The organism is Allobosea sp. TAB14, from assembly GCF_052113865.1.
GTDB classification, from domain to species: Bacteria; Pseudomonadota; Alphaproteobacteria; order Rhizobiales; family Beijerinckiaceae; genus Allobosea; species Allobosea spartocytisi.
On record NZ_JBFRDQ010000181.1, the window covers coordinates 1 to 19,253 of the forward strand.

General features: G+C 64.7%; 34 protein-coding genes. 8 read left to right on the forward strand and 26 right to left on the reverse strand.

Annotation, left to right across the window (positions count from 1 at the left end):
- The 8 genes from AB4Y99_RS22085 to AB4Y99_RS22120 form a co-directional block, all read right to left on the reverse strand.
- A partial coding sequence (locus tag AB4Y99_RS22085) for a hypothetical protein (protein WP_441524827.1) occupies window positions 1–225 on the reverse strand: 225 nt, incomplete at its 3' end.
- Window positions 225–743 carry a lysozyme gene (locus AB4Y99_RS22090; protein WP_441524828.1) on the reverse strand — a complete coding sequence of 173 codons (519 nt, stop codon included), beginning with the start codon at window positions 741–743 and terminating at the stop codon, window positions 225–227. The genes AB4Y99_RS22085 and AB4Y99_RS22090, both read right to left, overlap by 1 nt.
- On the reverse strand, window positions 733–951 hold the full coding sequence (locus AB4Y99_RS22095; RefSeq protein ID WP_441524829.1) for a DUF7940 domain-containing protein: 219 nt from the start codon (window positions 949–951) through the stop codon (window positions 733–735). The genes AB4Y99_RS22090 and AB4Y99_RS22095 overlap by 11 nt, the downstream gene beginning before the upstream one ends.
- Before the next feature lie 90 nt (window positions 952–1,041).
- Window positions 1,042–1,455, reverse strand: a complete 414-nt coding sequence (locus tag AB4Y99_RS22100; protein ID WP_441524830.1) for a helix-turn-helix domain-containing protein — start codon at window positions 1,453–1,455, stop codon at window positions 1,042–1,044.
- Window positions 1,452–1,685: a hypothetical protein gene (locus tag AB4Y99_RS22105; protein WP_441524831.1), complete on the reverse strand. Its 234-nt coding sequence runs from the start codon at window positions 1,683–1,685 to the stop codon at window positions 1,452–1,454. Before AB4Y99_RS22105 ends, AB4Y99_RS22100 begins: the two co-directional genes overlap by 4 nt.
- Window positions 1,682–2,089 carry a regulatory protein GemA gene (locus AB4Y99_RS22110; RefSeq protein ID WP_441524832.1) on the reverse strand — a complete coding sequence of 136 codons (408 nt, stop codon included), beginning with the start codon at window positions 2,087–2,089 and terminating at the stop codon, window positions 1,682–1,684. The genes AB4Y99_RS22105 and AB4Y99_RS22110 overlap by 4 nt, the downstream gene beginning before the upstream one ends.
- Window positions 2,086–2,331, reverse strand: a complete 246-nt coding sequence (locus AB4Y99_RS22115) for a hypothetical protein (protein WP_441524833.1) — start codon at window positions 2,329–2,331, stop codon at window positions 2,086–2,088. The genes AB4Y99_RS22110 and AB4Y99_RS22115 overlap by 4 nt, the downstream gene beginning before the upstream one ends.
- On the reverse strand, window positions 2,328–3,002 hold the full coding sequence (locus AB4Y99_RS22120; protein ID WP_441524834.1) for a hypothetical protein: 675 nt from the start codon (window positions 3,000–3,002) through the stop codon (window positions 2,328–2,330). The genes AB4Y99_RS22115 and AB4Y99_RS22120 overlap by 4 nt, the downstream gene beginning before the upstream one ends.
- A 44-nt stretch (window positions 3,003–3,046) precedes the next feature.
- Between AB4Y99_RS22120 and AB4Y99_RS22125 the strand changes: the two genes are divergently transcribed.
- Window positions 3,047–3,673 (forward strand): hypothetical protein, encoded by a 627-nt coding sequence (locus tag AB4Y99_RS22125; protein ID WP_441524835.1) that lies wholly within the window; start codon window positions 3,047–3,049, stop codon window positions 3,671–3,673.
- Between the two features lie 11 nt (window positions 3,674–3,684).
- On the opposite strand, the gene AB4Y99_RS22130 is transcribed toward AB4Y99_RS22125, so the two are convergent.
- The 16 genes from AB4Y99_RS22130 to AB4Y99_RS22205 form a co-directional block, all read right to left on the reverse strand.
- A complete protein-coding gene (locus AB4Y99_RS22130; RefSeq protein WP_441524836.1) occupies window positions 3,685–4,122 on the reverse strand; it encodes an ASCH domain-containing protein in 438 nt (145 codons plus the stop codon).
- Between the two features lie 29 nt (window positions 4,123–4,151).
- Window positions 4,152–4,397, reverse strand: a complete 246-nt coding sequence (locus AB4Y99_RS22135; protein ID WP_441524837.1) for a hypothetical protein — start codon at window positions 4,395–4,397, stop codon at window positions 4,152–4,154.
- Window positions 4,398–4,553: 156 nt separating this feature from the next.
- Entirely contained in the window at window positions 4,554–4,745 is a 192-nt protein-coding gene (locus tag AB4Y99_RS22140) for a hypothetical protein (protein ID WP_441524838.1), read from the reverse strand.
- The gene (locus AB4Y99_RS22145) at window positions 4,742–4,936 is read right to left on the reverse strand and encodes a tudor domain-containing protein (RefSeq protein ID WP_441524839.1); all 195 of its coding nucleotides are present in this window, start codon (window positions 4,934–4,936) and stop codon (window positions 4,742–4,744) included. Before AB4Y99_RS22145 ends, AB4Y99_RS22140 begins: the two co-directional genes overlap by 4 nt.
- A 1-nt stretch (window position 4,937) precedes the next feature.
- Window positions 4,938–5,183 (reverse strand): hypothetical protein, encoded by a 246-nt coding sequence (locus AB4Y99_RS22150; RefSeq protein WP_441524840.1) that lies wholly within the window; start codon window positions 5,181–5,183, stop codon window positions 4,938–4,940.
- Window positions 5,184–5,226: 43 nt separating this feature from the next.
- Window positions 5,227–5,925 (reverse strand): DUF3164 family protein, encoded by a 699-nt coding sequence (locus AB4Y99_RS22155; protein WP_441524841.1) that lies wholly within the window; start codon window positions 5,923–5,925, stop codon window positions 5,227–5,229.
- Complete coding sequence (locus tag AB4Y99_RS22160) at window positions 5,918–6,409, reverse strand: helix-turn-helix domain-containing protein (RefSeq protein WP_441524842.1); 492 nt, start codon at window positions 6,407–6,409, stop codon at window positions 5,918–5,920. Before AB4Y99_RS22160 ends, AB4Y99_RS22155 begins: the two co-directional genes overlap by 8 nt.
- Window positions 6,406–6,828: a hypothetical protein gene (locus AB4Y99_RS22165; protein WP_441524843.1), complete on the reverse strand. Its 423-nt coding sequence runs from the start codon at window positions 6,826–6,828 to the stop codon at window positions 6,406–6,408. The genes AB4Y99_RS22160 and AB4Y99_RS22165 overlap by 4 nt, the downstream gene beginning before the upstream one ends.
- 3 nt (window positions 6,829–6,831) lie before the next feature.
- The gene (locus AB4Y99_RS22170) at window positions 6,832–7,053 is read right to left on the reverse strand and encodes a hypothetical protein (protein WP_441524844.1); all 222 of its coding nucleotides are present in this window, start codon (window positions 7,051–7,053) and stop codon (window positions 6,832–6,834) included.
- Window positions 7,053–7,430: a transcriptional regulator gene (locus AB4Y99_RS22175; RefSeq protein ID WP_441524845.1), complete on the reverse strand. Its 378-nt coding sequence runs from the start codon at window positions 7,428–7,430 to the stop codon at window positions 7,053–7,055. The genes AB4Y99_RS22170 and AB4Y99_RS22175 overlap by 1 nt, the downstream gene beginning before the upstream one ends.
- Window positions 7,427–8,029, reverse strand: coding sequence for a hypothetical protein (locus AB4Y99_RS22180; RefSeq protein WP_441524846.1), 603 nt, complete (start codon window positions 8,027–8,029; stop codon window positions 7,427–7,429). Before AB4Y99_RS22180 ends, AB4Y99_RS22175 begins: the two co-directional genes overlap by 4 nt.
- The gene (locus AB4Y99_RS22185) at window positions 8,029–8,796 is read right to left on the reverse strand and encodes an AAA family ATPase (RefSeq protein WP_441524847.1); all 768 of its coding nucleotides are present in this window, start codon (window positions 8,794–8,796) and stop codon (window positions 8,029–8,031) included. The genes AB4Y99_RS22180 and AB4Y99_RS22185 overlap by 1 nt, the downstream gene beginning before the upstream one ends.
- 60 nt (window positions 8,797–8,856) lie before the next feature.
- Window positions 8,857–9,270, reverse strand: coding sequence for a hypothetical protein (locus tag AB4Y99_RS22190; RefSeq protein ID WP_441524848.1), 414 nt, complete (start codon window positions 9,268–9,270; stop codon window positions 8,857–8,859).
- Between the two features lie 41 nt (window positions 9,271–9,311).
- Window positions 9,312–11,021, reverse strand: a complete 1,710-nt coding sequence (locus tag AB4Y99_RS22195; RefSeq protein WP_441524849.1) for a DDE-type integrase/transposase/recombinase — start codon at window positions 11,019–11,021, stop codon at window positions 9,312–9,314.
- The gene (locus AB4Y99_RS22200) at window positions 11,018–11,917 is read right to left on the reverse strand and encodes a ParB/RepB/Spo0J family partition protein (RefSeq protein ID WP_441524850.1); all 900 of its coding nucleotides are present in this window, start codon (window positions 11,915–11,917) and stop codon (window positions 11,018–11,020) included. Before AB4Y99_RS22200 ends, AB4Y99_RS22195 begins: the two co-directional genes overlap by 4 nt.
- The gene (locus AB4Y99_RS22205) at window positions 11,917–12,219 is read right to left on the reverse strand and encodes a helix-turn-helix domain-containing protein (protein ID WP_441524851.1); all 303 of its coding nucleotides are present in this window, start codon (window positions 12,217–12,219) and stop codon (window positions 11,917–11,919) included. Before AB4Y99_RS22205 ends, AB4Y99_RS22200 begins: the two co-directional genes overlap by 1 nt.
- Before the next feature lie 135 nt (window positions 12,220–12,354).
- Here AB4Y99_RS22205 and AB4Y99_RS22210 point away from each other — a divergent pair, with 135 nt between their 5' ends.
- Together AB4Y99_RS22210 and AB4Y99_RS22215 are read left to right on the forward strand one after the other, a co-directional pair.
- Entirely contained in the window at window positions 12,355–12,750 is a 396-nt protein-coding gene (locus AB4Y99_RS22210; protein ID WP_441524852.1) for a S24 family peptidase, read from the forward strand.
- Window positions 12,747–13,139, forward strand: coding sequence for a hypothetical protein (locus tag AB4Y99_RS22215; protein ID WP_441524853.1), 393 nt, complete (start codon window positions 12,747–12,749; stop codon window positions 13,137–13,139). The genes AB4Y99_RS22210 and AB4Y99_RS22215 overlap by 4 nt, the downstream gene beginning before the upstream one ends.
- Window positions 13,140–13,169: 30 nt before the next feature.
- Here AB4Y99_RS22215 and AB4Y99_RS22220 read toward each other — a convergent pair whose 3' ends face one another.
- Window positions 13,170–13,514 (reverse strand): hypothetical protein, encoded by a 345-nt coding sequence (locus AB4Y99_RS22220; RefSeq protein ID WP_441524854.1) that lies wholly within the window; start codon window positions 13,512–13,514, stop codon window positions 13,170–13,172.
- Between the two features lie 105 nt (window positions 13,515–13,619).
- On the opposite strand from AB4Y99_RS22220, the gene AB4Y99_RS22225 reads away from it, so the two are divergent.
- Both AB4Y99_RS22225 and AB4Y99_RS22230 read left to right on the forward strand, forming a co-directional pair.
- Entirely contained in the window at window positions 13,620–13,742 is a 123-nt protein-coding gene (locus tag AB4Y99_RS22225; protein WP_441524855.1) for a hypothetical protein, read from the forward strand.
- Window positions 13,743–13,744: 2 nt separating this feature from the next.
- Window positions 13,745–14,344: a hypothetical protein gene (locus tag AB4Y99_RS22230; RefSeq protein WP_441524856.1), complete on the forward strand. Its 600-nt coding sequence runs from the start codon at window positions 13,745–13,747 to the stop codon at window positions 14,342–14,344.
- Between the two features lie 312 nt (window positions 14,345–14,656).
- Here the strand turns inward: AB4Y99_RS22230 and AB4Y99_RS22235 are convergent, their stop codons facing one another.
- Window positions 14,657–14,929, reverse strand: coding sequence for a hypothetical protein (locus AB4Y99_RS22235; RefSeq protein WP_441524857.1), 273 nt, complete (start codon window positions 14,927–14,929; stop codon window positions 14,657–14,659).
- A gap of 613 nt (window positions 14,930–15,542) precedes the next feature.
- On the opposite strand from AB4Y99_RS22235, the gene AB4Y99_RS22240 reads away from it, so the two are divergent.
- The 3 genes from AB4Y99_RS22240 to serA form a co-directional block, all read left to right on the forward strand.
- A complete protein-coding gene (locus AB4Y99_RS22240) occupies window positions 15,543–15,836 on the forward strand; it encodes a hypothetical protein (RefSeq protein ID WP_441524858.1) in 294 nt (97 codons plus the stop codon).
- A gap of 550 nt (window positions 15,837–16,386) precedes the next feature.
- The gene (locus AB4Y99_RS22245) at window positions 16,387–17,565 is read left to right on the forward strand and encodes a phosphoserine transaminase (RefSeq protein ID WP_441524859.1); all 1,179 of its coding nucleotides are present in this window, start codon (window positions 16,387–16,389) and stop codon (window positions 17,563–17,565) included.
- Window positions 17,566–17,731: 166 nt separating this feature from the next.
- The coding region (gene serA, locus AB4Y99_RS22250) for a phosphoglycerate dehydrogenase (protein WP_441524860.1) at window positions 17,732–19,253 on the forward strand (1,522 nt) is incomplete at its 3' end.

Here is a 19,253-nt window from a genome sequence, read left to right on the forward strand (position 1 = left end):
GGCCTGCTCGGCGCGAGCAACCGACACGGCGGCGTTCGCCTCGGCGATCTGCGCCTTCCATTTCGCGTCCTGCGCCTCGCGGGCGAGCGTCGCCGCCTTGTCCTGGAGCCGCTCGATCGCGACCAGGCCGCGCCAGAAGCCGAGGCCGCCGGCGGCGAACAGAAGCCCCAACACGACCAGGAGGGCCGCGGTCTTCCAGTTCTTCAAGAGCCAGGCCTCGAACATCACAGCCCCGCCTCGCAGAGCTCGCGCTCGCCGATGCGCAGGGCGTCGCCATCCTCGCGCCGGCGCTTCAGGCCCTCGACGACCTGTCCACCCGCACGGTTGAAGCGGGTGAAGGCTTCGCAGCTCTCGTGAAAACGGCCCTGCCGCGCGAGCTCGGCGGCCGAGGATTTGCAGATGGCGCCGACGCCGACGTTGTAGGAGGCGGAGATGGCGACTGCCTGCCAGCTCTTCGGCTTGTCGTCGAAGCCGGCGATGCAGCGGGTGAGTGGCAGGTAATAGTCGCTCATGACGCGCTTCGAGAGCATCGCCTTGCACTCGGCAGGGGTGAAGCTCATGCCCGGCCGCACGGGCTTTCCGTCGACCCGCGTCTCGCCGTAGCAGATGTCCCATATCTTGGCGTAGCGGTCCCAATGCGAACTGGTGACCAGCCCCTCCCAGGGGATGATCAATGCCGTCGTCGCCAGGGAGATGGCGGTGGCCGCCCCGGCGATCGCGACCTTGGCGCGTTTACTCGCCATCGCTCGGCCCCGACACGGTTTCCTGCTTGATGACGCGGGCGACGCTGGCGACCAGCGAGGCCGCCATCACGGCCAGGCTGGCGGAGACGCGGCCGTCGACCCAATAGGTGATCCCGGCCTCGACTGCGGAGGCGAAGGCCACGAACAGGTTGATGTGGAAGGACCACGAGTGCCAGAGCACACGCTTCCAGTTCGGGACGAGTTTCAACGGGGCTGCTCCGCGCCCGGGCGCGTGCCCGGAACCTGATGCACGATGCCCCTGACGGGTGCCCGATACGCCCCTGACGGGTGTCAGAGCCTAGAAGAGCTTGAGCTGATTGGTATTGTGCCCGCGGCGCCGCGATCGGAAACGGTGAACCGTGCGGGTCGTGACGCCGGCGGTCGCTGCCATCTGGTTCGCCGACTCCCCGCGGGAAGCGGCTTCTTCGAGGGCGCGGTTCGTGCGGCGGCGCAGCGCCTGGTAACTACCAACAGGTCCCAGCGGGATCGTCAACTTCTGGCGCAGCCGGCCGGAGCAGAAGTGATCACTGATCAGCCGAGCTTTTTCGATGCCAACCGCCCCGATCAACCAATTATCGGGCCGCAGATGGGCCACGACGAAAACCTGCTGCCCGCCCTTCGCCTCGGCGATTGCGAGCGCAGCATCGATGCCGGCGACCTCGGCGATCTCGGCCAGCAGCGGCGGAAGCTCGGGCCAGCTGGCGCGGGTCATCGCCGCCGCCTCTGCATCGACTCGTCGAGCACGGTGACGAGGATGCCGTTGTCGATGACATAGCGCAGACCGTCGACGACGATCGCGAACTCTCCGACGGCGCCCGCCCGCTCGGCCGCCTTGCGGCCACGCTCCAGCGAGCTTGCGATCAGCGCGCGCAGCTGCTCGACATCGAGCGCGCCGGAGCGTTCCAGGAAGCGAACGAGGGCGTGATCGGTGACGTGGATCATCGCGGGCTTCGCTCCTCCCGCAAGCGCCTCTGCCAGGCCTTCAGCTGCTCAATCGCCTCACGCGTCTGCGGCGGTTTCAGGAATTCCGGCGCAGCGACCTTGAAGCGGCCGAGCACCCAGGCGCGCAGCGCGTCGCGATCGAGCGGGCCGGCATGGAGCGCGCCCCACAACGCATAGAGCTTGCGGGTATCGTCGCGATCGGCGCGCGGCCGGGTCGACTCCTTCGCCACCCAGCCGAGGCGCTTGAATTCGGCGATGACGGCATTGGCCTGCTTGTCGCTGAGATCGCGCGACGAGTCGGTGCCGGCGACGCGCAGTAGCAGGCCGCGATATTCCCGGTCCTGCAGTTTGAGCTCGCGCCGGGCGATCTGGATCTTCTTCAGCATGGCGGGATGCGTGCTCATCGGCCGGCGTTCCGAGGGCTGGTCCTGGCGATAGCGGCGAGCAGCGCCACGCGGCGCTTCGTCAGCTGCTTCAACTGGCCTTCAATCACGGTCGAACGCCGCGGCTGAATATCGGCGATGATCTGCTTCAGCCGCTCGCGCTTCTCGTCCAGCCGCGCGAGCTCGTCCTTCGCTAGCAGGGCCGAGATGGCGCTGGCGTCGGACGGCGCTGGCCGGGCGGAGAAGAAGCGCGACATGGTCATGCCCCGAGCTCGAGGAGCGGGGCCGGCGCCGGCTTGGCGAAACGGAATGCGTCGCGGGGATGGGTATGGAGCTTGCGCTGTCCCGGCGGGATCCAGAGCGGCGCCCGTGGCTCGGAGCTGTGTTTCCAGCAGACCCAGCAGTAATCGGTCGCCGTATCGCCATCCGGTTCCCACCGTCCGCGATGCATCGGCACCCGCTCGACGTAATAGGCGATCAGGTAGGGCGGGAATTCCTGGAAGAGCTCATAGCGCTCGATCGTGTGCAGCCACTGCGTCCGGACAAGCAGCGCAACACCGCGGCGCGCCAAGCGGAGAGCAACGCGCGCGAAGTCTACGGCGAGGTTGAAGGGCGGGTTCGTGAAGGCCCAATCGCAGGCGCCGAGGTTCGGGCCGGCATCCAGGAAGTCGAAAGCCTCGCCGTAGCCATACGGGAAGATGTCGCTGGCGAGGATGAATGCGAAGGTCTCGCGCAGCGGCTCGGCCATGTGGCCCTCACCACAAGCCGGCTCCAGAACGATGTCGTTGGCCAGCACGCCGAGCACCGGCAGTGCGACATGACGCACGAAGGCACGCGTCGCCCAGGGCGGTGTCGGGAAGAAGTCGAGGGAGTCGGCCGGCTCAACACGCTGCGCGGCAACGGCAGGCGAAAAGGCGAAGGCACGCTGGGTCATGGCACCCTCGCAAAGGTGCCAATGCCAGTGATACGTTCCCGGACATGAATGACCAGCCCAACAATCCTGCCCACGGCGGACTGCGGTCGATGTTCGATCAGCAGCAGTTCCCGCTGGAGCGGATCGGCGCCCTGATCTTGGGCTGCGCAATGTTGGAGAACGACCTCGAAATCGTGTTGTGGCAGCTCGGGGGCTGGCCTGGACCTGGTGAGGAACCCAGCACCGATAGCATGGTGATTTCGAAGCGACTGAAGGAGTTTCGGCGCCTCGCCGGCGCGCTCGCCGATCAAGATTGGCCATCGCTGCGAAAGAACGTCGACGTTTTCGCGGACGCTGCGGACAACGTATTGGCCTACCGAAATGCAGTAGCCCACGGCTATCCGGTAGGCACCTTCGGCGATGGCAGCTCGGCAATGTCCATCAGCAACACCATGTGGCACGGTGAGACGCGCAGGCGGCCGACCCAAATGGCGCACCTTGATGAACGTGTTGTCGAGATGGTGCTTGAAGCACTTTACCTGCTGTTGCGCGCGATCCAAGCGGGCCGATGGCAGGCACAGGAAGCGATGCGGCTTCCCACCCTTCTGCAGTCTCCCGGCTTGAGCCAAGCGAAGTCGCTCTCCGGAGAAGCACGTCATCTCAATGAGCTGATGAACCACGAAAAATACTGACGAGAGGCGGTTCATCGCGCCGGCTCCCAGCGGATCAACACGCCGGTGAAAAGGCCGGCGCCGTGGGATACCGTCCAGAAGTTTACCATCGCCTCGAAAGGCGAGAGCAGCGTGTTGCCAAGCCTCCAGTCCTCGAAACCATCGGCCGCGGCGAATGCGTCCTGGTCGGTATCGGTCTCGATCGGGATGCCATTGACTTCGAGCGAGACCCGACGCTCGGACAGCAGGCGCGCGAGCTCGCGGGCCGAGCCAGGCTCCGGAAGATCTGCGAGCGGGCGAAGATCGAACCGCACCTCGCCCAGGCCGACGCAGATGACATCGTCGCGGATCAACCGGCAGGCCTTCGTCCGCATGCCGGTGTAGAGCTGGAGCTGCTCGCCAACACGTGCATGACGTCGGCGCGGAGCGCGGATCGTCTGGCGTTTTCGACCGCTCTCGATCGACAGCACGAAGCCTTTGTTGAAGGAGTAGGAGACCATCAGCGCACAGGCCCCCCGGCATTGGCGATCGCCTCCCGGCTAGCGAGCTCCAGGCACATCTGAGCCATGGTCTCACTATGGCGGAGCACGGCCAGGCGGGCGGACTCGGGCAGCTTCAGGAAGGCGCGGATCTCGTCGGCGTTGATGGCCAGGGTTTCGAGCGTGCGGACGGCCGTCTCCAGCTTCTGCAGGCCGTCCTCGGCATGAGCGGCCGGCCGAAGCTCGCGGATCTTCGCGCCGGTCATGAGGCTGCGCTGCCGTACGATCCATGCAGAAGCTGGTCGGACGGGACACTGCGGCGCCGCAGACACGGCGACCGCCGAACAGGTCACGGCTGCCTTCGACRGCCTCGCAGACGATCCAGCGGCACTGGCCGGCGACGGCCTTGGAGAGGAGGATGCTCATTGCAGCACCTCGTCTTCGGGCTTCGTGTCGGGTTTTCCGCAAGAGACCGTAAGCAGGCCCGCCAGCATCGCCTTTTCGATCTCGTCGTAGGCTCGATCGGCCTCCTCGGTCGTGCGGAATTCGAACGTGAGGGTGACGAACTCCTCCGACGCCTCCAGCTCGGTGGATTTCGGCTTGAGCGACATCATGCCGGCTCTCCCTTGATGACGCGGCAGTCCGTCGCCGGCACCGCGAAGACCAGGCCGTCATCGGCGCGGATCCGGAGATGGCTTTCCGAGCTCGGGCCGACGACGCGGGCGGTGAAGTGCAGCTCGCCCTGCTCATGGTCGAAGGTGTCGACCTGGATGAGCGCGCCGCGGGGGAAATCGGAGGGCGCCATGTCAGGCCCCCTTCGCGAAGAGAGGCAGCCGCGGCTTCCGGCGCTTCCGATCAATGAGGCTCTTGAAACGCTCGTAGGCTTCCAGCGCCGCGACGTCGTTCTCGGCTTCCGGGATGCCAGGAACGAGCAGAACGCCGGCCTGGTAGGCGCGGCGGGCCAGGGGCTCGACCCGAGCGCGCACGGAACGTTCGGTGCCTCTGTCGATCGGCAAGGCGCCGTTCGGAATGCGGGGTCCGAACTCGATCACCCCACCGCGCCAGCAATAGGCTCGATACAGTGCCATGGCGCCCTCACGCGGCCGCGAGGTCGATGGTGACCGCCCGCCAAGGCGCGGCGACGTGCTCGCGCTTGTAGAAGCGGACATACTCTTTGGTGCCAGTGACGCGGATCGAGTCCCGGATCGCCCTCATGGCGCGCACCCAGCGATCATCCCGGATTTCGAGCCGCAACAGGGAGAAGAGCTCGGCCTTATTGATCTGGCCAGCCTTCTCGACGTTGAAGACCCGGTTCACGAGCGCACGGATCTCCGCGCGGCTTTCGGCGCCCCATTCGACTAGACATTCGTCGATGAGCGTCTTTGCTTCCTGCAACTGCGGGCCGAACTCAATCAGCTTCGCGATCTGCACCTTCACCTGCATCAGACCGTCTTTGGTCTGATAGGTAACGTTGCCCTTCTGGCCGCCTTTCTCGGTGCCGTACTCCTGGCGATAAATGTCCTGAATGCCATTGAGGTCGGCGAAGGTATGCTCCTTGAACCGGGCCACCTGGGCAGAGAGGTCTTCCGCAAAGGCCATGATCTTGCGGACCTGCTCGTCCTCAAGCTGCTCGTCGGCGGGAACGAGCTCCACGGGAAGGAGGTGGCCCTCGCCATTGCGCATGTAGCGGGCGCCGCCGACTTCAACGATGCCGCTGGTGATGGCTGGGGCGGCGCGGCCGGGGATGAACTCAATATCGGTGCCGGCCGGGAGGATAGGAGCGGTCTCAAACATCAGAATTCTCCATGGCTTTCGAGGAGGTAGCGCCGCGCTCCACGGCATCCAGGGCGAAGCGGCAAAGGGCGATGATCTCGGAGACGCCGACGCGCACGGCTTCGCGCTCCGGCGCGGCCAGCACCCGGCGGGCGGTGGCGAGCGGGTCGGCGGTTTCGGCCAAGCGCAGGATGCCGACGCGCTGCAGCGCGAGGTGCGTGTGTAGGAGCGCGTCTGTCGCCGCGCGGAAATCCGGATCGGAGGCGCGCAGTTCTTCTGCGCGCCGCAAACCGACGAGCACCGTGGTGTGATCGCGATCGCCGACCAGACGGCCCACTGTCGTGGCCGACAGCGTGGTCAACTTGCAGGCGAGCCAGAAGACCGAATAGCGTGCCGCCGCGAGCTCAAGTGAGCGGCGATCCGAGACGATATCGAGCCGGGGGAAGCCAGTCGTGGCGCTGAACGCCTCGATGATCATGTCCAGTGTGACGTCGCGCTCGCTCATGCCGCGTCTCCGCCATCGAACGGGCGCGGCCGCGGCGCGATCGGCATGACCACGACATTCGTGTCGCCGACCGGCATGGCGAGGGCGGCGAGGCCGGGACGCGAGACATGCACCGGCCCGCCGCCGTCCAGCTGGCGCTGGATCTCGGTCTGTTGGGCCTTCAGCGCGGCCTGGTAGCCGGAAGGCTCCGGCGCCAGGTGGATGGCACCGAGATCCGCCGCGACCGCGTGGAGCTCGTCTTCGAGCTCCGGCATCAGCGAGGCTTGGGCGACGACGTCGTCGGCCTCCTGGGCGGATTGGCGCAGCAGGTCAGCCGTGCGCTCGCACTGATCCGGGGAGAGGCCGGTGCCCGAGCGTGCAGCGCGCGCGAGATGCGCCGCCAGGAAGCGCAGATCGATGGGAAGGGAGGAGCCCTGCATGGGTCAGACCTTCCGTCCGAAACGCGCGACGTGATGACGGCGGCGCTCGTAACGCTCGGTCGAGGCGAAGCCGCAGAGGCCGCCGAAGCCGAGGAGCGTGCCGCAGATCAGGAAGATGGCGTAGATTTCGGGCTCGCGGACATAGTGGTAGAGCGCGCCGGCGGCGTAGGGACCGAGCATCGCCGCGGCGATGCAGAACAGCTTGAAGGCGGATTGAAAGAGCATCAGGCGACATCCTTCTGCTGACGGAGGGGGCAGACCTTGCAGGCGTGGAAGAGCCGCGCGCTGGTCGAGTTCGTGGGGTTGAAAGGGCGCGCCTGGTTGCGCAGGCACTGGTCGCGACGGAGCTCGCCGAGCTCGGGGCAATCCACGGTTTCGCCCATCAGCGAGCCGCGGATGGTGACGAAGACTTTAGCGACATCGCCCGGATACTTCTTCGCCAGGACATGGCTGATGACCGCGTCCGAATAGCCGAGCTGCTGGGCGACAGCCCGCGATGTCCGCGCGCGGCAGGCCTCGGCGAGTGCCATCACCTCGGGAGGGATGCTCTCGCCCCAGGCGAGGCGGGCCTTTGCGACCTGATCGTTGCGAGGCGCGCTCATGCCGCCCTCGCTGTCGTCAAGCGGGTGTTAAGGTTAACGACCCGCATGACATTGAGGTCGAAACAGGCCTGCTCAGCACGCATCACGATCGGCGCGCGCGGACCCGTGTTGCGGACGAGGCGATAGACCAGCGTCTGCTTCCGCTCCGGCGCGTTGCCGGCGATCGCGAGATAGCCGGCCTGGAGAAGGTCCGCGACATAGCCGGAGGCGGTGGAGCGGGCGACAACCAGGGTGTCGGTCGAGGCTGCCTCCGCAAGCGCCGAGGCGCGGAACTGGCCCAGCAGGCGCATCGCCATCCAGAGCGCCTGCTGGCACTGGCCGAGGTTGCTATCGCCCCGGCGCATGGGCGGAGCTTCGCCGGGGTTGATGATGCAGTAGCGATGCGTCGCGACGGGGCCGCGCTGATCRCTGCCGACAACGCGCACCACCTTCTCGGCCAGCAGGAAGGCGAGATAATTCTCGATCGTCTTGCGATGGCCGACGCCAGCGATATCGACGACGATGCGCGAGGTGAACTCGCCATAATGCGCCTGCAGCCCGGTCATGATCCGCCAATAGGCGAGCCGGCCAGCCTCGGTGTTGGGAACGGTGGAGGCCATCAGCCGAACCTCCGGACGCGCGGCGGGTGCTTGCCGTTGATGAAGTCCGGCAGCTCGCCGCCAGCCTTCAGCTCTGACAGGCCGCGCGCCGCCATGAACGGCTTGCAGACGTTGTTGAGGTTGGAGACGAGCAGCCGTGCCCGGCCTTCCGAGGCGCGCTGAATGAGCGACAGCACCTCGTCGTCGACGATGACGCCGGCACGTTCGGCCAGCTTCCGGCAATCCTCCAGGTCGACCGGCTGGGCCGGCTCCCAATGGATGACGCGGCCATAGACATTCTCGAAACGCTCCAGCTTGCCCGGCAGCGCCTCCTCGCCGATCAGGATGAAGGCGGCGCGGGACTTGTCCGCGATCTCCTTCAGATTGCGGATCATGTTGCGCTCGACGAGCTTGTCGGCCTCGTCGATGAACACGGGCGGCTGATCCGGCGCCGAAAGCAGCTCGATCGCCTGCCGGGTCATCTCCGACAGGGTGCCCTTCGGCTTCAGCACGCCGAGCTCGAAGAGCAGGTTCGCGACCAGATCCTTGCGCGTCCAGCTCTCGCCGATTTCGAGATGCGGGCCGCCGGTCTTGATGTGGGCGAAGCGGGTCGCCTCGGTCTTTCCGTAGCCGGAATAGCCGTAGAAGCAGCCGAGATTGTCATCGTCCGGGCTGCGATCGCGCATGAGCTGGACGAGGCCCATCATGGCGATGACGTTCTTCAGCAGTGCCGGCGGGCGCCGGCTGATCGGCACGTCCATCTTGCTTTCCATCGGGTGTGCGTTCATGATTCCATCCTTGAAGACTTCAAATTGGCCCCGTTCGCGGGGCCTTTTTTTCGGCTCGGCTCACCGCAACGCCGCTTCGCCGTATTCCTGGTAGAGAGGGTCGAGAGACTTCTTGGCCGGGTGGGTCGCGAAGCTGCCGTAGAAGGCTGCTTCCTCCGGTGTGATCGGGTCGGACGCGCGCAGGCGCTCATCGAGCGCGAGCCACTTTCGATAGAGCTGCTGGGGCGTTTCCTGCTGGCGCAGACGACGAACATTGGACGGCGCTGCCGGCTTGGCGGCCTCCGCCTCAAGCTCCGCCTGAATGCGCTGACCCGCCTCGGACAGGGGCCGCGCCTTCGGCATATCGCCACGGCGCATCGCGGCGACATCACCACCGGCATCGAGCGCAGGCGTGGTGTGGATCTCGCTGCGCGGCGGAAAGGCGACGAGGTTGCCGGCGCGCTCGGCGGCGCGCTGATGGCGCAGGTCGAGCACGGTGCGCTCAGTGACCCCACGCTTCGCGGCGCGGACCTCCTTCATCTTCTCGTCGATGGCGCGCTTCTGGAGCGCGCGCGTCTCGGCGACGAGAGCCGCGCGGTCGACGCCTTCGCGCTCGGAGTGATGCCGCGCGCCAGCAGGCGATCACTCGCCGGATCGAAGAGCCAGATCACGCCGGCGTCATGCGGATCGAGCCGGACGAACACGCGGTCCCCGACAACCAGGCCGGGCGCCAGATAGTGGTATTGGCCGATCTGCACGCCCTTCTTGCCGACCGTGCGCAGGCCTTCCTTGTCCRGGGCCTGCATCAGCAGGGTCGCGAGCGCATCGGGATCGACGGTGCGGATCGTCCGTGTCGAGGAGGCGGCGCGCGCGAATGGCGTCATCTTGCCGATGCCGCGATGCTCGCGCATGGCGTAGAGCCGCTCGGCCCACCGATCGCACTCCGCCTGCAGAGCGGCGCCGGTCATGGTGACGCTGAAAGCGTCGTTCTGCTCCTGGCCGAGCCGCTGGGCGAAGGCCTTCCGGCCCTCAATCCGCTTCCGATCGGCAACGCTGTGGCCGATGAACCCCGGCAAGGTGCGCGAGCAATCCGTCTGGAAGGTGCGGATATGGCGCTCGACATAGCCTTTCTGCCAGGGCGAGAAGGCCTTCGACAGGATCGTCTCGATCTGCAGCTTGTCGAGCAGGCGCACCGTGGCGCGAGCGGTGAAATCCGAGCCGTTATCGGTCTTCACCGCGTCGGGCAGGCCCCACAGGAGGATCGCCTTGCGCATCAGCAGCTGCACGGCCTCGGAGCGCGGCGTCTTCGAGACGTAGAGGATCAGCCGGCGCGACCAGACGTCGATGCAGACATAGATCGAGTGGCGGCCATCGACGCAGAGCGCATCGACCGGCGAAGCGTCGATCTGCCAGAGGGCGTTGAGATGCGGCGCCATGTAATCGTAGGAGCCGGAGACGCGCATCCTGGACTTGAAGGCGTCCGGATCGGTCATCTGCAGCAAGCCGGCGGCGTATTCCTCGCGCCACGCGCTGAAGCGGATCTCGAAGGCGCGCTGCGTCGGCATCTTCAAGCCGATCGCCTGCAGTTGGGGGCCGAACTTACCATCGGCGGCTTCGTAAAGCTGCCGGGCGGTGTAGAGGTCGTTGTAGCTGTAGAGCGCCAGCGTGAAGTGCTTGATCTCGCCGTCAAAGGCACTGTCGAGCACGCCCTGACCGCGCCGGGCGGCGCCCTTGTCGATGGCCATCCGCTCGCTCTCTCCTTCGCGGGAGAGCGACAGCCAGCGCAAAACCGTGCGCGTTGCGAGACGTGGCAGGAGCTGGGTTGCCCAGCTCGGCACGTCGATCTTCCCAAGGTTGTAGAGGTCGACGAAATAGCTGATCGCTAGCGTCTGCTTCATCTCGGAGGCGCGGATGAAGGCCTTCATCGCGGCGAGCACGGCGAGCCGTGCATCCAGTTGCAAAGTCGCTTTGCCGGTCGTTCCGGGCGCTGGTTCCGGCGCCGCCTGGAGGGCCTCGCCGCCGACGGGGGCCGGGGCAGCCGCGCCGAGATAGGCGTGACGCGCTGCCACGGGCAGCAAGTTGATGTGGTATTCCAGGCCTCCGCCGCGCCCGGCCCGTTGACGGGACCACGCCGAGAAGCGCGCCCAATCTTCCCGCCGGGCCATTTCCACGACGTTTTGACGCGTCGTCGGCATGCCGGGCAGCGCGAGATCGGCGATTTCGGAGGAGGTCAGCCAGAGCTTCACGCGGAGACGCCCTTCTTCGCGCGGGCGGGCTTCGTCTCGGGCGTTAGCTCGGCGAGGCGGCGTTCGGCCATGTCGATCAGCGTGCGCAGGTCCGCCGCCGAAAGCCGCTCCAAGTTCGGCTTGATGCGCTCAAGAAGCTTGTCGCCTTCTCGCACGGCGCCACCTTCCGGCACAAAGCCGGCGACGATGCGCGCTTTGGCGATGTTGCCGGCGCCGCCTGCAACCGCCTGGGCGACGGCGAGCTGCTGCTCCGGCCCCATCTCTGCCAGCGCCTGCAGCTGCGCCTGATTATCAGCGACCTTCGTGCCTCGGATCAGGGCGACGGCGTCGGGGGATAGCCTACCGAACAGCTCGCGGGTGCGCCGGATCGAGCGCTCGGCTAGGCCGGTGCGGCGAGCGGCCTCCTTYGAGAACGACGACCAGTTGGCCAAGTTGGCCAACTGATTTTTCTCGCGCCATTTCTTGGACTTCCGGTCGCCGCCGTTGCGAGCCTCGGCATTCTCAATCGCGAAGATACCGGCGAGTTCGCCAACGAAGACCGTACGGTCGAGCGCGGTCAGCTCGTTGCGGATCAGATTGGCATGGATCTCATGCTTACGCCGCTCGACTTCGGTCAGGTCGCGGATGCGCGCGGGGATCGTGGTGCGACCGAGCAACTTGAACGCTTCGAGGCGGTTCTCGCCATCGACCAGAACATAGCGGTTGCCCGCGCCCGGTGTCGAAGCGACCGCGATCGGCTGATGCAGATACGTCTCCGAGATCGAGGCGGCGATCATCTCGACATAGGCACGATCGACGAGGCGCAGGCGGTCGACGACGTCGATCGCCGCGATCTCGATCTCGATTTCATGGTCAGGAATCGACGGCGCCGAAGTGAGGGCAAGGAAGTCGCGCATCAGGCGGCCCTCTGCTGGGCGATATCAGCTCGCAGCTCGCGGCGGCGGCGCTCGCGGGCGGAAAGTCTTGCGCCGTCCTGGTCGTAGAACTGAGGCCAGATCGATTGCCGCGGCGCTCCGATTACGCCGGCTATGATCGCGTGACAGGCCGGGAAACACTGACGCACGGCCTTGTTCATCGTGAACACGCTGAAACCGTGCTCCCTCGARAGGCGCTGCAGGCTTGTTCCCCGCTTGCGCACAGCCGCGATGATATCGGCGGGATGCCAAGGCTTGCGGACTCGTTCGCTGTTCAGGTTCATGTTAACCATAGACAAATCTGCTTGTTGTGCCACTGCGAAAATACAGGTTCTTAGACGACAGTCAAGCGAGAACCTGAACATTCCCAGATTCGAGCTTCAGGAAGTTCGACGAACGCGGATTCGGTCGAGGTCAGCATGCTGGATCTCGTGGCCTCGGCTGGTGCGGGTTTTGAAAATGAGCATCCGCTAGAGCTGAGGCGCTTGCCCTTCTCGGGGGCATTGCTCGCAGCGTTAGGGGTGAAGCCCGCAAATGCGAGGTTCTGGACGGTACATGGAGACAGCATGCTGCCGACCATCGCAGATGGATCGATTGTGCTGGTCGATACCTCGGTCAACCAGGTCGCCGGCGATGGCATTTACATCGTCATCGTCGGTAATCACCTGCGGATCAAACGGGTCGCCAGAGGCTGGGACAACCAGGTGACGCTGATCTCTGACAATCCGCGATATCCGACGGAAACGCTGGCTCCGCACGAAGCGCAGGATCTTCGCATTGCAGGCCAGGTCAAATGGGCGGGAGGAAAGGTATGAACGGTATTCGGTTTCTCGCGATCGCCGCTCTGGTTGTGGCCGCGCCGCAGACACTCGAAGCACAGGAGACAAGCGTTTCCGCTTGGGCGAAGGCAATGCAAAGGCACGAGCAGCTGGTGGCCAAAGCTGCACAGATCAGCGATGTCGCCGAATTGCGGCGCCAGTCCGTTGAGCTGCGGGCACGTTCGGCCGAGCCATCAAGTTGGCCAGACGAAGATCGTTGGACACTGGCGCGCGTCTACTGTGCCACCATGGCGCAGGAACTTGCCAATTTCGTCGATGATAAACTGAAGGGGACAGCGCGCGGAGAACTGGCGGCAGACGCGTCCCTCAAGGCGTATCGCAACGCCGGCCCGAACTGCAAAAGGGGCATCCAAAAGTTGAAGTGAGCCCCGCCGAAGCGAGGCTCACAAGTTGCGTCAAGCGACTTTCAAATCATGCTCGGTGATGTCCCAACTGTCAGCGACCATGTCGCTGGCGTGCCTCATGCCGTCGACCTCGACCGGCAAAACACCGTGTCGCGCGATGATGATCGCATCCTCGTATTCCCCCGTCGCCGGGTCGCCAGTGCGATGAAAGGCCACGACGCCGACCCGGGTCGCCTTGAAACGCTCGAACATCCGCATGGCATGGTCATGATCCCGCGCCGGGATCGCCTCCTCGGCTGCAATCTTGCCCTTCGACCCCTTCACAGCCTTGTAGGGCTGAACCACGAAATACGTGAGATGCGCGACGGTTTCCCGCGTCTGGCGTGCCTTACTCATGGCGTTCTCCTGTTGGCGCCCTGGCGTTAGGGCTTCATTAACGAAGCGCGTTCTTGTTTTGTTCTCAAGTGCATTCTATGACATCCGGAGTCAGGATCGGAGATCATGGTGAACAGCGGGGACAACCAGGAATACGAGCACCGGACACGCCAGGCACGCCTGGAGGGCCTGTTCTATCTCGGGTGCATCGTCTTTGCCGTAGCCGTCGCGTTCATGCTGCGAGGCTAATCATGGCCAGGCGCAAGGGCGAGATCACCGACAAGCAGCGCGACCGTTCGCATCCTTTCCAGATCGCGATCGTCGTACCTCATTCGGGCCTTCATGGCGGTGCCGCGATCATGTACCGCTGGGCTGCCTGGTTCGACCACACCACCACCAGCAGTGGGAGCACGATGCACTGGTGCTTTACCCGCAGCGAGGTGGCCGATGCCTTCGCCATGGATTGCGGCGGCCAGCGCGTCGACAGGCCGATCAATCCCTATGGCCTTGCCCTCGATCAGCCCAGCAGCAAGGAGCTCGAGCGGCGCGCCAAAGCGTCGCTTTATGCCATCGAGATCGTGACGGGCGGCAAGCCGGTTGATACAACCCGGCCGTTCAGGGAGGCTTGGAAAATTCCATTCTCGACTTTCAGCGATCCCGCCGATGTGGCGCGGGCTCAAGCGGCGCTCGATGCGGCATGGGCGGAAGTGAAGGGCTCGGTGGCGGATGATGACATCGAGCGCGAGCGAACCCGGCTGGCCTATATCGTCGCGAGCTACGCTGCGGTGGCTATCGACGAGGACGATCTCGCACGGCGGGCCGTTGAGCGTTTCCGGCGCCCAGGGCCGTGATCGGGAATGGGCCTTAAGGTACGCTTTCGACCCATTGCCGGCAGTCAGCGGGCGCCCATCTATGGCGCGTATGATGGCAGCGCCTTCGGACGATCATTCCCAATCTGCCTAAGCTCGCGATCGAATGCAGCTAGACAGAGCAACACGAAAAGCGCTGCCGACACAATGATCGCCGCGATGAGACGTCTCTTGATATAGTCAGGTTCAGGGGCGGGTTTTCTGTGGTTCGACATAGCCGGCTTTCCCCCTACGGATAACCCGCCGCGTGGAGAATCGGCAACGCCTGGGTTCGACCCAAATCCGACATAGCGGTCAATGGCGTCGCCATCTCGCCAGCCTCTTGAAGAGCATCAAAAAGGTCACAATCCAAATAAACTCAGCCGGGATCAACCATAGCAACGACCGACCGATATTAGGCCAACCGCCTTCAACGAAGTTGACGGCTGAAAGAGAAACGAACAATGCCGATATGACGGCAAGGCCGAACAGGACGATGTAGTGGACGGACCAGCCTCGTAGCGTTGCTATCAACGCGGCGGCGAACGCGGTGCCTATGGTGGCGGGCGCAAGAACGATCCAGACCATGTTACGCCTCCAGAACAGCAGCGGGTAGCGTAGTTGGTCCACAGAGATCGACAAGGTCCGCTTGACCCGTTGCCGACATTCACTTCTAGGCTATCTTGCAAGGCTCTGAGATGGTCCGAAAAGCCTCTAAACCCCGGGGGTGCACCAATGGCGGCTTGTATATCTGACGAGATCGCCGCGACCGTCTTCTATGTGATCGCGGCAGCCGTTACGTCGGTCTACCTGTTCCTTGCCGCCCGCATGCTTGCGAATGCTAAAGCTCAATCAAACGATAAGACGATCTTTGATGGCTCTGCGTTCCTCGCATTAGTCGGGGCTCACAGGGTGCAGCGCCGCCGCCATTGGGCTGGCGCTACTCCGTCCCCGCATGATCACACCCTGCTCAGGCGCACTCGCGCGAAACTTATGTGGTTATCTTTGACCGTCTGTTTCGTTGGAGCTCTCGGGCTCACGTTACTCAATAGCCAGGCATGCTGGTTTCAGAATTTGCGCTTGGGTTGACGCTGATGTCCAATAACGACCCGTTGCAGCCCTAGGACTGGGCAAGAGGACTTGTGGAGTTGAGGGCAACCGCCTAACGTCTCTCATATTGAAGCCATACTGGATCAGTCGCTTGACGCTCAATGTCAACATTCTTCAGTTTGCTGCATTGATGCTTACATATGGATTCATTTTCGTATTTCGGCATCGGATAGATCGATCACTTGGCCGCCATGCTGAGTATATGATGGACAATTGGCAGGACGATTTCGAGAGCCCCCGCCCGAAATCTGCTCATGCGTTGCGGAACACTTACTGGGGGATGCTATTAATCCTTACAGCGGCGTTGGTTTTAGCTGTCACCAAGGCCATTATCGACCCGCAATCAGCTGCACTGCCGGGATTTGAAAGGCTGACTGGTCGTTGAGCGGATAGGCCAGCCGAAAGTCTGCTTCCGACCCTTTGCCGACGCTCAGCTTCACCGGAGTCGAGCTGCCGCGGATAGCTTTCGAGTGCACTATTCAAGCGTGATTCAGCGTGACAGTTTGGGAAATGGGATTCCGCTCGCTCTAGGTCCGCATCCGATTGGATTCGCTACCTTTTTTGCAACTGTCATGCTTGGGCGCGCAACCACGGAAAATCGTGACAGTTCCGGTGAGCTCCGGGACGATTTTTCAAAGGGTTAGCGGCGGGCTCGGTTTCTGGCGTTCTGGCTTTCGGGATTTCCGGCCCGAAAACTGCGAAAGATCAAATGGCAATAAATGCCGCGCCGCGTCCGGCCTAAGTTCTTGCAGCGCCGCCGCTTTCCGCCTGATCCCGGATAGTCCCGGCTAATCCCGCTTCATTGCCATGTGATTGTTCGTCCCACAATTAACTCGATCGCGCCCGCTTGACTCCCCACCCCCAGCGGCTCTACCCCCATCGACGGGACACGCCCCCCCAACGGGGCGCGCCCATCTGTAAGGATGGAGACATCGATGGCGAATACCGCACCGACCACGCGTCCGCGCGTGCCTAACTTCTCGTCCGGCCCCTGCGCCAAGCGCCCCGGCTGGGCCCTCAAGAACCTCTCCGACGCCCCGCTCGGCCGCTCGCACCGCGCCAAGATCGGCAAGGACAAGCTCAAAGCCGCGATCGACCTCACCCGCGAGGTGCTGCAGGTTCCCGCCGATTACCGCATCGGCATCGTGCCCGCCTCCGACACCGGCGCCGTCGAGATGGCGCTGTGGAGCCTGCTCGGCGCCCGCGGCGTCGACATGGTCAGCTGGGAGAGTTTTGGCGCCGGCTGGGTCACCGACGTCGTCAAGCAGCTCAAGCTCGCCGATGTTCGCACCTTCGAGGCGCCCTATGGCGAATTGCCGAACCTCAAAAAGGTCGACACGAAGAACCGCGACGTCGTCTTCACCTGGAACGGCACCACCTCGGGCGTGCGCGTCGTCGATGCCGACTGGATCGCGGAGGACCGCGAGGGGCTGACCATCTGCGACGCCACCTCCGCCGCCTTCGCCCAGCGCCTTGATTGGCCGAAGCTCGATGTTGTCACCTTCTCCTGGCAGAAGGTGCTCGGCGGCGAGGCCGCGCATGGCATGATCGTGCTCTCGCCCCGCGCGGTCGAGCGGCTGCTGACCTACAAGCCGGCCTGGCCGCTRCCGAAGATCTTCCGCATGACCTCCGGCGGCAAGCTGATCGAGGGCATCTTCTCCGGCGAGACCATCAACACCCCCTCCATGCTCGCGGTCGAGGATTATCTCGATGCGCTGAACTGGGCGAAGAAGGTCGGCGGGCTCGACGGGCTGGTGAAGCGCGCCGATGCCAACGCCCGCGTCATCGCCAAATTCGTGCGCGAGAACGACTGGATCGACTTCCTGGCCGTGAAGCCGAAGACGCGCTCCAACACCTCGGTGTGTCTGAAGTTCACCGACCCGGCCGTCACCGCCTTGCCGGCGGACGCGCAGGCGGCCTTCGCCAAGCAGGTCGTCTCGATCATCGAGAAGGCCGGCGCCGGCTACGATCTCGGCCATTACCGCGACGCCCCTCCCGGCCTGCGCATCTGGTGCGGCGCAACCGTCCAGTCGCGCGACGTGAAGGCGCTCATGCCCTGGATCGCCTATGCCTTCGCCGAGGCCAAGGCGGCGTTGGGCAAGAAGGCGGCGTAACAAGCTGCCGCCATGGTCGGGCTTGACCCGACCATCTCTTTTCAGAAGAGGCGCCGCCCTGCGCCTCCGCGTCCCGAGATGGCCGGGTCAAGCCCGGCCATGACGCTCTCCTCCTCTTTACGCGCCGAACGCTCCCCGTGCAGCGCGGCGCCAGCCGGAGCCTCCCATGCCCGCACCAAAGGTCCTGATTTCCGACGCCCTCTCCCCCGCCGCCGTCCAGATCTTCAAGGATCGCGGCATCGACGTGACCTTCGATCCCGGCCTCGGCAAGGACAAGGACAAGCTCGCCGCGATCATCGGCGACTATGACGGCCTCGCCATCCGCTCGGCCACCAAGGCGACCGCCAAGCTGCTGGAGGCCGCGACGAAGCTGAAGGTCATCGGCCGCGCCGGCATCGGCGTCGACAATGTCGAGATCCCCGCCGCGACCGCGCGCGGCATCATTGTGATGAACACGCCCTTCGGCAATTCGATCACCACCGCCGAGCACGCCATCGCCATGATGTTCGCGCTCGCCCGCCAGATCCCCTCGGCCGACGTCTCCACCCAGGCCGGCAAGTGGGAGAAGAACCGCTTCATGGGCGTCGAGATCACGGCCAAGACGCTGGGCCTGATCGGCGCCGGCAATATCGGCTCGATCGTCGCCGAGCGGGCCATCGGGCTCAAGATGCGTGTCATCGCCTATGACCCCTATCTGTCGCCGGAACGCGCGGTGGCGCTCGGCGTCGAGAAGGTCGAGCTCGAAGACCTGCTGAAGCGCTCGGACTTCATCACGCTGCACGTGCCCATGACGGCGATGACCAAGAACATCCTCTCGGCCGAGAACCTCGCCAAGACGAAGAAGGGCGTGCGCATCATCAACTGCGCCCGCGGCGGCCTCGTCGACGAGCAGGCGCTGGYGGAGCTGATCAAGTCCGGCCATGTCGCGGGCGCCGCCTTCGACGTGTTCTCGCAGGAGCCGGCGGAATCGAACCCGCTCTTCGGCCTCGACAACGTCGTCTGCACGCCGCATCTCGGCGCCTCGACCAACGAGGCGCAGGAGAATGTCGCCCTGCAGGTCGCCGAGCAGATGAGCGACTATCTGCTCAAGGGCGCCATCACCAACGCGGTCAACTTCCCCTCGATCTCCGCCGAGGAAGCGCCGCGCATCAAGCCCTTCGTCGATCTGGCGGAGAAGCTCGGCTCCTTCCTCGGCCAGCTCACCGAGGCCCCGGTCAAGGGCATCCGCATCGAGTACGAGGGCGCGGTCGCCGCACTCAACCTCAAGGCGATCTCGGCCGCCGCCATCACCGGCGTGCTCAGGCCCTTCCTGCCCGAGATCAACATGGTCAACGCCGCGTTGATCGCCAAGGAGAAGGGCATCGTCGTCGAGGAGCTGACCCGCGACGTCGCCGGCAATCTCGAAAGCGTCATCCGCATCGTCGTCGATGCCGAGGACATGCCCCGCCATGCGTCGGGCACGGTCTTCCATGACGGCAAGCCGCGCATCGTCGAGATCCGCGACATCGCCGTCGACGCCGAGTTCGCGCCGCACATGCTCTACGTCCGCAACGCTGACAAGCCGGGCTTCATCGGCGCCTTCGGCTCGCTGCTCGGSGSSGCCGGCGTCAAYGTCGCGACCTTCRSSCTYGGCCGCGACAAGCCGGGCGGSGAYGCGATCTGCTATGTCGCGGTGGACGAGCCCATCT